The organism is Pseudomonas sp. B6002, assembly GCF_013385985.1.
In the GTDB taxonomy this organism is placed as follows: Bacteria; Pseudomonadota; Gammaproteobacteria; order Pseudomonadales; family Pseudomonadaceae; genus Aquipseudomonas.
Genome location: NZ_JACAOY010000001.1, coordinates 114,052 through 129,197 on the forward strand (window position 1 = coordinate 114,052; position 15,146 = coordinate 129,197).

The window sequence follows — 15,146 nt, forward strand, 5'->3', positions numbered from 1 at the left end:
AATCGACTGTCGCGACCTTTTTAATCGTCCACTGCATCGAGGAATTCGTCTACCACGGGCATCTCCCCCAATCGTGACGGAATGTTTAACCCAAAGTGCAAATAGGCATGGCGTGTCACTACCCGCCCCCTTGGCGTGCGCATGATGTAGCCCTGCTGGATCAGGTACGGCTCCAGCACGTCCTCGATGGTATGACGCTCCTCGCTGATGGCCGCCGCCAGGCTGTCCACACCTACCGGACCACCGTCGAACTTCTCGATCATGGTCAGTAGCAGACGCCGATCCTGGTGATCAAAGCCATGCTCGTCCACGTCCAGCAGGTTCAAGGCCAGGTCGGCCACGGCCTTGGTGATGTGCCCCTTGGCCCGCACTTCGGCAAAGTCGCGCACACGGCGCAGCAAACGGTTGGCAATGCGCGGCGTGCCACGGGCGCGACGGGCGATTTCAAAGGCGCCTTCCGGGTCCAGCGGCAAACCGAGAATGCCCGCCGAACGGCTGACAATGGTCGCCAGGTCGCCGGTGCTATAGAACTCTAGACGTTGAACAATGCCGAAACGGTCTCGCAGCGGGTTGGTCAACATGCCCGCACGGGTCGTCGCCCCCACCAGGGTGAACGGCGGCAGGTCGAGCTTGATCGAACGGGCCGCAGGCCCCTCGCCGATCATGATGTCGAGCTGGAAGTCTTCCATGGCCGGGTACAGCACTTCTTCGACGATTGGCGAGAGCCGGTGGATTTCGTCGATAAACAGCACGTCGTGGGGTTCAAGGTTGGTCAGCAGCGCTGCCAGGTCACCCGGACGCTCCAGCACAGGGCCGGAGGTGGACTTGATCGACACGCCCATTTCCTGGGCGATGATGTTGGCCAGGGTGGTCTTGCCCAGGCCTGGCGGGCCGAAGATCAGCGTGTGGTCCAGCGACTCGCTGCGCCCGCGCGCGGCCTGGATGAACAACTCCATCTGCTCGCGCACGGTGGGCTGGCCGATGTAGTCGGCCAGGCTCAGGGGGCGGATGGCCCGGTCCTGGATTTCTTCACGGTCGCGTGGGCCGGTGGCCGCGATCAGACGATCAGCTTCAATCACTTAAATCATTCCCTTCAGGGCTCGGCGGATCATGTCTTCGCTGCTCAGGTTCTTGTCCTTGATGGCCGATACGGCCTTGCTGGCCTCCTGGGGTTTGTAGCCCAGGGAGATCAACGCGCTGACCGCATCGCTTTCGGCACTGGCCACCTGGCTCGCCGGCATGTCCGGCTGGTTCGGCACCAGGGCAAACATGCTTGGCACGACTTCCCAGGCCTTGAAGCGGTCCTTGAGCTCTACCAGCAGGCGTTCTGCGGTTTTCTTGCCCACGCCCGGCACCTTGGTCAGGGCCGAGGTGTCCTGGGCGGAAACGGCACGCACCAGTTCATCCACTTCCAGACTCGACATCAGCGCCAGGGCCAGCTTGGGTCCCACGCCGTTGAGGCGGATCAGCTCACGGAAGAAGTCACGGTCGCGCTTGCCAATGAAACCATAGAGCAATTGCGCATCTTCGCGCACAACGAGGTGGGTATGCAGGGTCAGCGGCTCGCCGACTGACGGAAGGCGATACAGGGTGGTCATGGGCACTTCCAGCTCATAGCCCAGCCCGTTCACATCCAGAATCAGGTGCGGCGGCTGTTTCTCAGCCAGGGTGCCGCGCAAGCGTCCTATCACGGTTCGAATCCTTAAAGCGTAGGGTCAGATCAAGGCCTGACCGGAAAAAACGATTGCGCTGATGCTATCAGAGACGCAGCCGCCCGCCACGACTGCGTGCAGTGCCCAGGCCGTGAGGCAGCAGGCTGGAGCGGGTATGGGCGTGGCAAATGGCGATAGCCAGGGCGTCTGAGGCGTCGATTTGCGGTTTGGCGGTGAGCTTGAGCATGTGCATGACCATCATCTGCACCTGCTCCTTGTTGGCCGCACCGGTGCCGACCACGGCCTGCTTGACCTGGGTCGCGGTGTATTCGGCGATTTCCAGGCCCTCCTCCGCCCCGGCAACGATGGCCGCGCCACGGGCCTGGCCAAGTTTCAGCGCGGAGTCAGCATTTTTTGCCATGAACACCTTTTCGATGCCCATGGTGACCGGCCCGTAGGTCTGGATCACCTCCCGTACACCGCGATAGACGATCTGCAGGCGCTCGGCCAGCTCGCCTGCGCCGGTGCGGATGCAACCCGAGGCGACATAGATGCAGCCGCGAGGGGTTTGTTGCACCACGCCAAAACCGGTGATGCGCGAACCGGGGTCGATACCTAGGATTAAAGTCATAACGCCTGCAGGTTGGGTAAACACAATTTCTGCTACAAAGAAGATCCAATGTGGGAGCGGGCTTGCCCGCGAAGACGGTGGATCAGCCAACATTTTCAGCGACTGGTACACCGCATTCGCGGGCAAGCCCGCTCCCACATTTTGATCTACGTCATACCTCAGACTAGCTGCGCAGCCACATCCTCCGGGATGTCGGCATTGGAATACACATTCTGCACATCATCCAGGTCTTCGAGCATATCCAGCATCTTCAGCACTTTCTGCGCGCCTTCCAGGTCCAGTTCGGCGCTGGTGGTCGGCAGCATCACGATTTCTGCGTCAGTGCCTTTGAAGCCAGCGGCCTCAAGAGCATTACGCACGGCGTAGAAACTGGCAAACGAAGTGAACACGTCGATGGAGCCGTCTTCGTTGGTGACCACGTCATCGGCATCGGCTTCCATGGCCGCTTCCATCAACGCGTCTTCATCCGTACCCGGTGCGAAGGAAATCTGCCCCTTGCGCTCGAACAGGTAGGCCACCGAACCGTCGGTGCCGAGGTTGCCGCCGCACTTGCTGAACGCATGGCGCACGGCCGCTGCGGTGCGGTTGCGGTTGTCGGTCATGCACTCGACCATCACCGCCACGCCACCCGGGCCGTAGCCTTCGTAGCTCAGCTCGACCATGTCGTCCGTATCGGCAGCACCGGCACCACGGGCCACGGCGCGGTCGATGATGTCGCGGCTCATGTTCGCGCCAAGGGCCTTGTCCAGCGCCAGGCGCAGACGCGGGTTGGAACCCGGGTCACCACCGCCCTGGCGGGCAGCGACGGTCAGCTCGCGGATCCACTTGGTGAAGATCTTGCCTTTCTTGGCATCCTGACGCTCTTTGCGGTGCTTGATGTTCGCCCACTTGGAATGGCCAGCCATAACACAACTCCGAAATTCTGTAGAAACCTTGATCAACCCCGCCCCAGGCGGGAGGTAGTCCTTTAACGCAAAGGCGCATCCGAAGATGCGCCTTTTTAGACTGCGTAAACCTCAGTGCGCTTTCACGCAGCAGCCTTACTCAGCCTTTGGCGTCTCGCGCAGACGGATGTGCAGTTCGCGCAGAGCCTTGGCATCCACCACGCCCGGAGCCTGGGTCATGACGTCCGCAGCACTCTGGGTTTTCGGGAAGGCAATCACTTCACGGATCGACTGGGCGCCGGTCATCAGCATCACCAGGCGGTCCAGGCCGAAGGCCAGGCCACCGTGCGGCGGTGCGCCGTATTTCAGGGCGTCGAGCAGGAAGCCGAACTTCTCTTCCTGTTCCGCTTCGTTGATGCCCAACAGGCGGAATACCGCTTGCTGCATCTCTTTGCGGTGAATACGGATCGAACCGCCACCCAACTCAGTGCCATTGAGCACCATGTCATAGGCGCGGGACAACGCGCCAGCCGGGTTGGCTTCCAGCTCGGCCGGGGAGCACTTCGGCGCGGTGAACGGGTGGTGCAAGGCGCTGAAGCTGCCGTCGTCGTTCTCTTCGAACATCGGGAAGTCAACGACCCACATCGGGGCCCACTCGCAGGTCAGCAGGTTCAGGTCGTGACCCAGCTTGATGCGCAGAGCGCCCAAGGCTTCGCTGACGATCTTGGCCTTGTCGGCGCCGAAGAACACGATGTCGCCGTCGACGGCACCCACGCGGTCGAGGATCGCGTTCAGGTTGTCCAGCGGGATGTTTTTCACGATCGGCGATTGCAGGCCGTCAATGCCGTTGGCGCGCTCGTTGACCTTGATGTACGCCAGACCCTTGGCACCGTAGATGCCGACGAACTTGGTGTAGTCGTCGATCTGCTTGCGCGGCATGCTCGCGCCGCCTGGTACTCGCAGGGCGGCGATGCGGCATTTAGGGTCGTTGGCCGGGCCGCTGAACACCTTGAACTCGACTTCTTTCAGTTGATCAGCCACGTCCACCAGTTCCAGCGGGTTACGCAGGTCTGGCTTGTCGGAACCGTAGCGGCGCATGGCTTCTTCGAAGGTCATGTGCGGGAAATCACCGAACTCCAGGTTCAGCACTTCCTTGAACAGGTTGCGGATCATCTGCTCGGTCAGGCCCATGATCTCTTTTTCATCGAGGAAGCTGGTCTCGATGTCGATCTGGGTGAATTCCGGCTGGCGGTCGGCGCGCAGGTCTTCGTCGCGGAAGCACTTGGCGATCTGGTAGTAACGGTCGAAGCCGGCCACCATCAGCAGTTGCTTGAACAGCTGCGGCGATTGCGGCAGGGCGAAGAACGAACCGGCGTGGGTACGGCTCGGCACCAGGTAGTCACGCGCGCCTTCCGGGGTGGCCCGGGTCAGGATCGGCGTTTCCACGTCCAGGAAGCCGTTTTCGTCGAGGAAGCGGCGGATGCTGGTGGTCATGCGCGAACGCAGGCGCAGCTTCTCGGCCATTTCCGGACGACGCAGGTCCAGGAAGCGGTAGCGCAGGCGGGTTTCTTCGCCCACGTCGGAGTATTCGTTGAGTGGGAACGGCGGGGTTTCCGATTCGTTCAGCACTTCCAGTTCGTAGCCCAGTACTTCGATGCCACCGGACGCCATGTTCTTGTTCACGGCACCGGCCGGACGCAGGCGAACCTTGCCGGTGATCTTCACGACGTATTCGCTGCGCACGCGGTCGGCAGCGGCGAAGCTTTCGGCGCGGTCCGGGTCGAACACCACCTGGGCCAGACCATCACGATCACGGATATCGAGGAAGATCACCCCGCCGTGGTCGCGGCGACGGTGAACCCATCCGCAAAGGGTGATTTCCTGACCTTCCAGGGTCTCGTTCAGTTGGCCGCAATAGTGGCTGCGCATCATGGTAGTGGTTTCACTTCTCGTAATTCGAAATTCGGTGGAGGCCTGCCTCGTCACCGTACATTAAAGCAGGGGACGGATAATGCAGGAGCCTGCGCGTTGAGTTCAACTCAGTCTGCTTTGTCGCCGCCCGCCAGATTCTTCTTCGAGCCGGTCTTGAAGTCGGTCTCGTACCAGCCGCCGCCACTCAAGCGGAAGCCTGGCATGGACAACATCTTCTTGAGTTCCGGCGCCTGGCAGGCCGGGCAATCGACCAGCGGCGCTGCGCTGATCTTCTGAATGGCTTCCAGCTGATGACCACAGGAAGCACATTGATAGTCGTACATGGGCATGGCGATGTCTCGGCGATCGAACGTTACTGCGCCACGCCTGTTCCGGGGCAGGCCCGGCATGCGCAGCAAAGCGCGGGATTATATCTGTTAAATCGAGGCAGCGCAGCCGGCTTTCTGCCCGGGGCTTGCCCACCAGTGAAGCGGGCCGACCCCGGGCAGTCGGATTACTCCGGGTTGTGCGAACAGGCCCGGCCCGTCAGCACATGAACCACGCACACCACCCTGACCAGACCGCTGAAGTTCTTCACCCCGCCATGGCGCAAATGCACTTCCCGGTCGACGTAGGACAACAACGCACTGACCGAACAGGTGTTGATCCTGGCGATCTCCGTGAGGATGTTCCAATAGATCTGCTCAAGGCGCAGGCAGGTGGAAAACCCATTGAGCCTCACCGAACGGGACAGCGGCTTGGCCAGCCCCATGTCGAACCCCTTGGCAAAGGGATCGATTTTTATCTTATGGAAACCACCGATTTCCATCACTCCATTACCCACTCCGCGTGACATACACCTGACACTCCATTGCCAAACAGCCGCCCATGGGTTTCTCCCATTGGGCAATGGGCCTTATCAAACAGCAGGCAACAAAAGGCAGCCAGAAGACGGGGAGTTGAAAGGTGTAGGACAACGCCAGGAAGCACGGAGAAACAAGCGAGCGGCGCCCGGACGGCGCCACCCGGAAGGTAGGGTTACTGATTCTCGAGCAGGGAACGCAGCATCCACGCGGTTTTCTCGTGAACCTGCATGCGCTGGGTCAACAGGTCGGCCGTCGGCTCATCGCTGACCTTGTCGAGCAGCGGGAAGATGCCCCGTGCGGTGCGCGTGACCGCCTCCTGGCCCGCAACCAACTGCTTGATCATCTCCTCGGCACTGGGCACGCCCTCTTCTTCCTTGATCGAAGACAGACGGGCATAGATCGAATAAGCGCCCGGCGCCGGGAAACCCAGGGCGCGGATACGCTCGGCAATGGAGTCCACGGCCAGCGCCAGTTCGTTGTACTGCTCTTCAAACATCAAGTGCAGCGTGCGAAACATGGGGCCCGTGACGTTCCAGTGAAAGTTGTGGGTCTTCAAATACAGTACATAGGTATCGGACAGCAGCCGTGAGAGCCCATCGACGATGGATTTACGGTCTTGTTCACTGATACCAATATCGATTGCCATGTTTTTCCCCTTCAATTGACGAGCATTCATTGATCAGGTGCAGGACCACTCTAGCAAGAGTGCAGGCGGCATGCAGCCCAAGGCCCTGGTCCAGGATGCGACAAATCGCCCACGCTTAGGAATGACGGTGCTCCTCACCATGTAGGAAACATCGCCAAAAGCGCGTCGAAAAGCACGCACCTGTCTAGGACAAGTGTTTGACGCAGAAATGCCCCACCCGCCGCAACACCCCGAAATGCTTGATTTGAGTAGGCACAGCCTTTGCTGTTAAATAGGCGGCGTGTGGCTGCCGTTATCGTTCTGCGGCACGCCACATAGGCTGATACCCGCGCACGTGCTCAACGCCTCCCATTGTTCAGAAGCGAACCGTGCCAGTCAGCTCTTCCTTGTGATCCGTCTTAACGTGAGTTAATCAAAATGTTGAAAATCGTCCACCTGCTAACGGGCGTTGCAGCTTTGCTGCTGTCCTTTATCCCGAGCCTGCAGCCTGAAAGCCTGCCGTATCTGGAACAACACGACGCCCTGTACCTGGCCTTGTTCGGCCTTCTTAACCTGACGCTGGCACCGGTAATTCCTTATTGGAACAAAGGCACGCGTCATCAACTGCAAAACCTGGTCAGCGCGCTGCTGGTGCTCACCGTTGTCGTACAAACCCTCACCCTTCTGGCACCGATGCCTGAAGTAGGCGGCCATCCGGCTATCCTGCTCAGCCTGGTGATTGCTGTGGTCGCCATCGTTCTTCACCTGGCCATCAGCTTCTATCGTTCGTCCCCTGCCGCTGCGTCGCAAACCTACGACATGACCAACCGGGATACCGGGACCGTCAAGTGGTTCAACACCTCCAAAGGCTTCGGCTTTATTTCCCGCGATTCGGGCGACGACATCTTCGTCCACTTCCGGGCCATCCGTGGCGAAGGCCATCGCGTCCTGGTCGAAGGCCAGCGCGTGGAGTTCTCCGTCATGAACCGTGACAAGGGTCTGCAAGCCGAAGACGTGATCGCGGCACTGCCGCGTCGCTGATTGCTTCCCGTCACAAAAAAACCGCGACCCAGCCCAGCTGGATCGCGGTTTTTTAATGCCTGCTATTAATGTCGACTTCATTAATAGTGAGGCGGCGGTGCCTCTTCTTCGGAGGTTTCGAACTGGCCACCCATTTCTTCCTGGCGTTTCAACAGCGCGGTCATCTGCAGTTGCAGGCGTTCGACCGCCCGCTGCTGGGTGACGAGGATGTCATTGAGGGTCTCGATGGTGTCGTCCTGAAAGGCCAGGCGGCTTTCCAGATCCGTCACACGGTCTTGCAAATCCATAAGTCAGTCCTGCAGTTCAAGCTTGGGAAAAGATGAAGTCGGCCGGTAACAACTCACGCAAGCGCGCGCGAATCGCCGCCACTTGGTCCTCTGTGTACGGCTGAGCCGGATGCTTGCCCCACACCGGCGCAGGCCAGGCGGCGTCATCGCGTTTGCGCACGATCACGTGCACGTGCAACTGGCTCACGACGTTACCCAGCGCGCCAATGTTCATCTTGTCAGCCACCCAGCCTTCGTTGAGCCATTGCGCCAAGGCGGTCGTTTCCTGCCACAACGCTTGTTGATCGGCGACATCCAGTTGAAACACTTCGCTGATACCGTTGATGCGCGGCACCAGGATGAACCATGGGTAGTTCGAATCATTGGACAGCAGCAGGCGGCACAGCGGGAAGTCCCCGATGACCAGTGTGTCTTGTTGCAGGCGTTGATCTAGGGCGAACACCACGGGCACTCCGTTCGGCAGGTCAGTTTCAGGGGCCCAGCATACCCGCGAATGCCCAGCGCTTCACGACGAATGCACGCTACGCAGGCAGCGTTTGGCCCCGGGACGACAAAAAAACTGCACCCTTTCGAGGCAGTCGAATATTTGAGCTACGCTAAACCGGGCTTCGACGGGATGCACCAAAATGACCCACCTGTGCCTCAAAGGGATCCGCCAAGTACCCACTCGTGAGGGTGAACCGGTAACATTTTTGTCTCAGGCAGGTTTTGTGCGTTCCCAAACAGGTGAAGCACCTGGGCGTCAAGCCCAAACCAAACGGCGTAAAAAGCCCGTGCTTATGCGGTTTTTACACTGTCGTAATGTTTTTCACGAAAAAATGACATTCAGTTACCGATTTGTGCACGCTTGTTGCATTCACCCCCACATCGTCGGCAACGACACCCGCCAGGAAGCAGGTGTTTCGCGATAAAAAACAGTAGCGTTTCAATGTGTATCGAGGATGGATTCAAACTTTAAAACGGGTTTGAAAACACTATTGAAGTTGTCAGTCCGGTGACACTCGGACTGTGAATTTGCGACATGGAGCTAGCAATTTACGACAGCCTCGTAAAGAAGCTGAAAGGATAGATGGGTAAGTATCGTCAATAGAGTCTGCGTGATATAACTTTGCGCCGACACAAAAAAGAAAGAGCCGCCCAGATAAAAATACAGGTGGGACGGCAGTACTCTTCCTAAAACCAAAGGAGCAAATCACGATGCGCGTGATGAAGTGGAGCATGATCGCCCTGGCTGTTTCAGCAGGCACCTCGCAGTTCGCAATGGCGTCCGCCCAGGACGATTCCAAGGGCTTTGTTGAAGACAGCACGTTCAGCATCAACACTCGCCTCCTGAACTTTGGTCGCGACTTCCGTAACAACGACACCGGCAAAAGCCGCGTCAACGAAACCGGCCTGGGCTTCAACGGCCTGTTCCAGTCGGGCTACACCCAAGGCACCATCGGTGTCGGTGTTGACGTCATCGGCCTGCTGGGCGTGAAACTGGACAGCGGCAAGGGTCGCTCGGGCACTGGCCTGTTCCCTACCGGTTCGGACGGTCGCGCACAAGACGATTACTCCAAAGGCGGCGGCGCTGTTAAGTTCCGCATCTCCGATACCGTGCTGAAAGTGGGCGACCAATACACCACCGCTCCTGTCTTCGCTTCCGATGACAGCCGTTTGCTGCCAGAGCTGCCACAAGGTATCTCGATCACCAGCAACGAAATCAAAGGCCTGAAACTGGAAGGCGGTCACTTCACTTCCAGCGTGGCACAAGCACAGACTTACCGTGACAGCCTGGGCCTGACCAAAACCGACTTCATCGGTGGTGTCTATGCCCTGACGCCGGAAGTCAGCGCCAGCCTGTACTACGCGAAGACCGAAGACTACTGGAAGAAAACCTACGCCAACCTGAACTGGACTCACGCGCTGAGCAACGACCAGTCCCTGGCCGTTGACTTCAACATCTACAGCACCAAGAGCGATGGCGCCGGCCTGCAACGCGCAGAAAAAGACGGCACCACCAAACTGGATAACCGTGCATACAGCCTGCAAGGCGCGTACACCATCCAGGCTCACACCTTCACCCTGGCCTACCAGAAAGTCAGCGGCGACGGTGACTACGGCTACGGCGTAGACGGCGGCGGCACTATTTTCCTGGCCAACTCCATCGCCCGTTCCGACTTTAACGCCGAAGACGAAAAATCCTGGCAAGCTCGCTATGACCTGAACATGGCCACTTTCGGCGTGCCAGGCCTGAGCTTCATGACTCGTTACGTCAGCGGTAGCGGCGCCAACACCGCCACCACTTCGAACGGTAAAGAGTGGGAACGCGACATCGAAGCCAAATACGTGATCCAGAGCGGCCCAGCCAAAGACCTGAGCCTGCGCGTACGTCAAGCGACCTATCGTTCGTCTGACGGCGTGTACTACGGTTCGGCGTCTATCGACGAACTGCGTCTGATCGCGCAATACCCGCTGAACATCTTGTAATTGGCAGTTTGATTACAACGATGGCTTAAGGCTTCGGCCTTAAATAAAAAGCCGCCCCCTTGCAAACAAGGGGGCGGCTTTTTTATTGCCGTTTTATTTCAATCGAAAAATAACTAGCAAGCTAACTAACGAGATTAACCCGTCGACCTCGAACCTGACCTTTTGGCCAAGTTCGAGGCCCTTGCACTTAGTTACTTCGTAACACTTTCCTGCATCACTCGAATAACCCGCTGTGGAAATGGAATATCAATCCCGGCAGCCTTTAAGCGGTCACGTGCAAGTTCATTCAGCATGAACACTACATCCCAGTAATCCGGGGTTTTGGTCCAGCAACGCAGGGAAACCGTGATCGAGCTGTCCCCCAGGGTCGACACCACTGCTACCGCAGCCGGGTCGGCCAGCACGCGTGGGTCTTTGGCCAGTTCCAGCAGCACTTCACGGGCTTTCTGAAGGTCGGCGTCATAGTCCACGCCCACGTCGAACACCACTTTGCGCGTCGGCTGACGGTTGGTGTTGGTGATCAGGCCGTTGGACAGGCTGCCGTTGGGGATGATCACCGTCTTGTTGTCACCGGTGCGCAACACGGTGTGGAAGATCTGGATGCTGTCGACGGTACCCGACGTGCCCTGGGCTTCGATCCAGTCACCAATGCGGAATGGGCGGAACAACAGAATCAGCACGCCACCGGCGAAGTTCGCCAGGCTGCCTTGCAAGGCCAAGCCAATTGCCAAGGTGGCGGCACCAATCGCGGCAACGAACGAGGTGGTCGCCACGCCGATCATCGACGCCACGTTGACCACCAGCATGACCTTCAGCGCAATGTTCGCCAGGCTGGTGATGAAGTGTTGCAGCGCCAGGTCTGCATTACGCAGGGCGAGCAAACGCCCCACGCGGTGAGTCAATACGTTGATCAGCCACCAGCCGATGGCCAGGGTGATCACCGCCAGCAAAAACCGGCTGCCGTATTCCATGATCATCGGGATCCACGACTCGGAGGTCTTGATCAAGTGATCCACTTCAGCGTTCAAATCCATCTACATTCTCCTGTCTAGCGGACGTTCGGTATTTTCAGGCGCCCAAAAATGCAATTGAGCCCCGTAGGGCTCAATAGTAGGCAGTGGCTCTGGGGCGTGGGACGTCAAAAACGTCCTCAGGTTCCCCAAATGGCCATCAGTCGCGGAAGTTATTGAACTGCAGCGGCATGTCGAAGGTCTTGGCGCGCAGGGCAGCAATGGCCTCCTGCAGGTCGTCACGCTTCTTGCCGGTCACACGCACCTGCTCACCCTGGATGGCGGCCTGGACTTTCAACTTGGCGTCCTTGATATGGGCCACGATCTTTTTAGCCAGCTCTTTATCAATGCCTTCCTTGAGAATGGCTTCCTGCTTCATCAGCTTGCCGGAGGCGTAGGCGTCCTTGATTTCAAGGCATTGCGCGTCGATCTTGCGCTTGACCAGGGACAGCTTGAGGATTTCGATCATCGCTTCCAGCTGGAAATCGGCTTCAGCGGTCAGGTTGACAGTCAGTTCCTTTTCCTTGAACTCAAAGCTGCCCTTGCCTTTCAAGTCATAGCGACGGTCCAGCTCCTTGACGGCGTTCTCGACGGCGTTGGTGACTTCGTGTTTGTCCAGTTCGGATACCACGTCGAACGAAGGCATGTCATTTCTCCAATATAAGGGGCGGGCTCAGTAGAGATGGAGCGCGCCCGAGCTAAAATGCCGGGGCATTATAGCGGTTCTTTCGCCCCGTTCATCGTGGGCGACCCAACGGAGCACAAACAGATGTCGACCACCTGGCACATTCTCGGCGCGGGCAGCCTGGGCACACTCTGGGCCACACGCCTGGCCCGTGCGGGCGTGCCCGTCCGGTTGATCCTGCGCGATGAAGCGCGCCTGGCCAGCTACCAGGCGGGAGAAGGCCTGACCCTGGTGGAACAAGGCGTCTCGCACACCTACCCGGTAATCGGCGAAACACCTGACAGCCCTGGGCCGATTCATCGCCTGCTGGTGGCGTGCAAAGCCTACGACGCCCAAAGCGCCGTCGCACAACTGCAGCACCGGCTTGTACCGGACGCCGAACTGATCCTGCTGCAAAACGGCCTCGGCAGCCAGGACGCAGTGGCCGCCCAGTTGCCCCAGGCCCGCTGCATTTTCGCCTCCAGCACCGAAGGCGCGTTTCGCGACGGCGACTGGCGCGTGGTGTTCGCCGGTCACGGTTATACCTGGCTGGGCGATGGAGCCCACCCCACACCGCCTCTATTGTTGGAAGACCTGCAAGTAGCTGGCATACCCCACGAATGGAGCACCGACATCCTCACCCGCCTGTGGCGCAAACTGGCCCTCAATTGCGCCATCAACCCGCTGACCGTGCTCTATCAATGCCGCAATGGAGGCTTACAGGCCCATCAATGCGAAGTGGCCACACTGTGTGCGGAACTGGCCGAACTGCTGGAATGTTGCGGTCAACCCGCTGCCGCCCAACACTTGCACAGTGAGGTGGACCGGGTGATCCAGGCCACCGCCGCCAACTACTCCTCGATGTATCAGGACGTGGCCAACGCCCGGCGCACCGAAATCAGCTACCTGCTGGGGTACGCCTGCCTCGCGGCAGCTCGCCATCAATTGGTCCTGCCGCATCTGCAACAGGTGCAAGCGCGCCTGGTCGAGCTGTTGCGCGCACGCGGATTGCCCAGCGACTGAACCACGCGCTACCCTGCCCACTTGTCTATTGCCTGCGAAAAACCTGATGCCACTGCGCCAGCGTCTAGAAAACCTACCGGTCGGGCAGAAACTGCTGGCCGCCTTGCTGGTGCTGCTCACCACCGTGTTGCTGGTGGCCAACCTGACGTTCATCAGTGCGGCCTACTGGATCTCCCAGGAAAGCATGGCCCCCCAGGCGCTCCAGGCCATTGGTCGGCTGGTGTCCAACCCGGCCCTCGCCGCCGAAGCGCTTGAATCCCCCGCCAAGGCCGACGCGCTCCTTAACGAACTGACCAGCTATTCACCGCTACGCGCCGCCGCGCTGTACGACGGCGAAGGCAACCGCCTGGCGCAGATGCAACATGGCGATCGCCTGCACCTGCCGGACAACTACCGGCATATCGAAGCCTGGCGCGTCACCGAATTTCGCAGCAACCAGGTCATCACCCTGCCCCGCGCCGGCCAACCTTCCGGGCACCTGCTGCTGGTGGCCAGCAGTGAGCTGCCGGTGGCCTTCTATACCGGCACCTTGACCGCCAGCCTGGGCATCCTGATTTTCAGCGTGCTGTTGTGGCTGATCATCGCCCGGCAGATCAAACGCCTGATCACCCGGCCGATCCACGAACTGGAAGAGCTGTCGCGCCAGGTCACCCGCGAAGAAAACTACGCCCTGCGCGCCGGCCGTGGCAACCACGACGAAATCGGCAGCCTGGCCGAAGCCTTCAACACCATGCTCTCGCGCATCGAAGCCCGCGAGCAACAGCTCAAGCGCGCCAGGGACGATTCCCAGGCCGCCTACGACCAGGCCCAGGGCCTGGCGGAAGAAACCCGCCACACCAACCGCAAGCTGGAACTGGAAGTCCAGGTGCGCAGCAAGATCGAGAAAAAACTCACCGGCTTCCAGAACTACCTCAACAGCATCATCGACTCGATGCCCTCGGCGCTGATCGCCCTGGACGAACAACTCTACGTGACCCAGTGGAACCAGGAAGCCAGCGCGCTTTCCGGTACGCGCCTGGATGAAGCGCTGAACCAGCCGATTTTCCTGGCCTTCCAGCCGCTCAAACCCTATCTGCCGCAAATCAAGGCCACCGTCGAGCAGCACACGGTGGAACGCATCGAGCGGGTCACCTGGGTCAAGGATGATGAGCCCAAGCATTACGCCCTGACCTTCTACCCGCTGATGGGCGGAGCCGGGCGCGGCGTGGTGATCCGTATCGACGACATTACCCAGCGCCTGTCCCTGGAAGAGATGATGGTGCAGTCGGAAAAAATGCTCTCGGTCGGTGGCCTCGCCGCCGGTATGGCTCATGAGATCAACAACCCCCTGGGCGCAATCCTGCACAACGTACAGAACATCCGCCGCCGTCTGTCCCCCGATTTGCCCAAGAACCTGGAGCACGCCGAACAAGCCGGCATCGAGCTGGACACCGTCAACCGCTACCTGCAAAGCCGTGAGGTGCCGCAGTTGCTCGATGGCATCCAGCAAGCCGGTGCACGGGCAGCGAAGATCGTTACCCACATGCTCAGTTTCAGCCGGCGCAGCAACCGGCAGATGGCGCCGTGCGACCTGCCCGCGCTGATTGACCAAGCGGTAGAGATCGCCGGTAACGACTTCGACCTGACCATCGGTTTCGACTTCAAGGGCCAGGCGATCATTCGCCAGTTCGACCCGCAACTGGGCCCCGTGCCCGGCACCGCCAACGAATTGGAACAGGTGCTGCTCAACCTGCTGAAAAACGCCGCCCAGGCGATCCACCTGCGCGAAGACGACAGCGAGCCGGGGCGCATCATCCTGCGCACCCGCCTCAACCCTCCGTGGGCGGAGATCCAGGTGGAAGACAACGGCATCGGCATGAGTGAAAACGTGCGCAAGCGCACCTTCGAGCCGTTCTTCACCACCAAGGAGATCGGCCAGGGCACCGGGCTTGGGCTGTCGGTGTCGTACTTCATCATCACCAACAACCACAAGGGCCAGATGGAAGTGCACTCCACACCGGGCCAGGGCACGTGCTTTACCCTGCGTCTGCCCCTGGCCGGCAGCCAACTGCCCCCTTACGAACTTACCCAACTGGAGCACTGA

16 protein-coding genes are annotated in these 15,146 nt (G+C 59.6%); 4 read left to right on the forward strand and 12 right to left on the reverse strand.

Translation table 11 applies throughout. The annotated features are described in order from the left end of the window. Positions 1 to 20: 20 nt before the first annotated feature. From ruvB to HX792_RS00590, 8 genes are all read right to left on the reverse strand, one after another. Entirely contained in the window at positions 21 to 1,079 is a 1,059-nt protein-coding gene (ruvB, locus tag HX792_RS00555; RefSeq protein WP_176994308.1) for a Holliday junction branch migration DNA helicase RuvB, read from the reverse strand. Next, positions 1,080 to 1,691 carry a Holliday junction branch migration protein RuvA gene (ruvA, locus tag HX792_RS00560; RefSeq protein ID WP_034100169.1) on the reverse strand — a complete coding sequence of 204 codons (612 nt, stop codon included), beginning with the start codon at positions 1,689 to 1,691 and terminating at the stop codon, positions 1,080 to 1,082. Between the two features lie 67 nt (positions 1,692 to 1,758). Then, complete coding sequence (gene ruvC / locus HX792_RS00565; protein WP_105695400.1) at positions 1,759 to 2,283, reverse strand: crossover junction endodeoxyribonuclease RuvC; 525 nt, start codon at positions 2,281 to 2,283, stop codon at positions 1,759 to 1,761. 158 nt (positions 2,284 to 2,441) lie between these two features. Continuing rightward, positions 2,442 to 3,188, reverse strand: a complete 747-nt coding sequence (locus HX792_RS00570; RefSeq protein ID WP_176994309.1) for a YebC/PmpR family DNA-binding transcriptional regulator — start codon at positions 3,186 to 3,188, stop codon at positions 2,442 to 2,444. Between the two features lie 135 nt (positions 3,189 to 3,323). Continuing rightward, positions 3,324 to 5,099, reverse strand: a complete 1,776-nt coding sequence (gene aspS / locus HX792_RS00575) for an aspartate--tRNA ligase (protein ID WP_176994310.1) — start codon at positions 5,097 to 5,099, stop codon at positions 3,324 to 3,326. Positions 5,100 to 5,206: 107 nt separating this feature from the next. Beyond that, positions 5,207 to 5,428, reverse strand: a complete 222-nt coding sequence (locus HX792_RS00580; protein ID WP_176994311.1) for an FmdB family zinc ribbon protein — start codon at positions 5,426 to 5,428, stop codon at positions 5,207 to 5,209. Between the two features lie 164 nt (positions 5,429 to 5,592). Continuing rightward, positions 5,593 to 5,934 carry a ribbon-helix-helix domain-containing protein gene (locus HX792_RS00585; protein WP_176994312.1) on the reverse strand — a complete coding sequence of 114 codons (342 nt, stop codon included), beginning with the start codon at positions 5,932 to 5,934 and terminating at the stop codon, positions 5,593 to 5,595. A 182-nt stretch (positions 5,935 to 6,116) separates the two neighbouring features. Then, positions 6,117 to 6,590 carry a Dps family protein gene (locus tag HX792_RS00590; protein ID WP_176994313.1) on the reverse strand — a complete coding sequence of 158 codons (474 nt, stop codon included), beginning with the start codon at positions 6,588 to 6,590 and terminating at the stop codon, positions 6,117 to 6,119. 417 nt (positions 6,591 to 7,007) lie between these two features. On the opposite strand from HX792_RS00590, the gene HX792_RS30470 reads away from it, so the two are divergent. Beyond that, positions 7,008 to 7,610 (forward strand): cold-shock protein, encoded by a 603-nt coding sequence (locus HX792_RS30470; protein WP_176994314.1) that lies wholly within the window; start codon positions 7,008 to 7,010, stop codon positions 7,608 to 7,610. An 80-nt stretch (positions 7,611 to 7,690) separates the two neighbouring features. On the opposite strand, the gene HX792_RS00600 is transcribed toward HX792_RS30470, so the two are convergent. Next, on the reverse strand, positions 7,691 to 7,897 hold the full coding sequence (locus HX792_RS00600) for a SlyX family protein (protein WP_015885618.1): 207 nt from the start codon (positions 7,895 to 7,897) through the stop codon (positions 7,691 to 7,693). A gap of 16 nt (positions 7,898 to 7,913) precedes the next feature. After that, complete coding sequence (locus HX792_RS00605; RefSeq protein WP_176994315.1) at positions 7,914 to 8,339, reverse strand: HIT domain-containing protein; 426 nt, start codon at positions 8,337 to 8,339, stop codon at positions 7,914 to 7,916. A gap of 755 nt (positions 8,340 to 9,094) precedes the next feature. Between HX792_RS00605 and HX792_RS00610 the strand changes: the two genes are divergently transcribed. Beyond that, on the forward strand, positions 9,095 to 10,366 hold the full coding sequence (locus HX792_RS00610; RefSeq protein ID WP_176994316.1) for an OprD family porin: 1,272 nt from the start codon (positions 9,095 to 9,097) through the stop codon (positions 10,364 to 10,366). A gap of 191 nt (positions 10,367 to 10,557) precedes the next feature. Here the strand turns inward: HX792_RS00610 and HX792_RS00615 are convergent, their stop codons facing one another. After that, the gene (locus HX792_RS00615) at positions 10,558 to 11,400 is read right to left on the reverse strand and encodes a mechanosensitive ion channel family protein (protein WP_176994317.1); all 843 of its coding nucleotides are present in this window, start codon (positions 11,398 to 11,400) and stop codon (positions 10,558 to 10,560) included. Between the two features lie 136 nt (positions 11,401 to 11,536). Then, on the reverse strand, positions 11,537 to 12,022 hold the full coding sequence (locus tag HX792_RS00620) for a YajQ family cyclic di-GMP-binding protein (RefSeq protein WP_010208088.1): 486 nt from the start codon (positions 12,020 to 12,022) through the stop codon (positions 11,537 to 11,539). A 123-nt stretch (positions 12,023 to 12,145) separates the two neighbouring features. Between HX792_RS00620 and HX792_RS00625 the strand changes: the two genes are divergently transcribed. Together HX792_RS00625 and HX792_RS00630 are read left to right on the forward strand one after the other, a co-directional pair. Beyond that, positions 12,146 to 13,063 carry a putative 2-dehydropantoate 2-reductase gene (locus HX792_RS00625; protein WP_176994318.1) on the forward strand — a complete coding sequence of 306 codons (918 nt, stop codon included), beginning with the start codon at positions 12,146 to 12,148 and terminating at the stop codon, positions 13,061 to 13,063. Between the two features lie 46 nt (positions 13,064 to 13,109). Then, a complete protein-coding gene (locus HX792_RS00630; RefSeq protein WP_176994319.1) occupies positions 13,110 to 15,146 on the forward strand; it encodes an ATP-binding protein in 2,037 nt (678 codons plus the stop codon).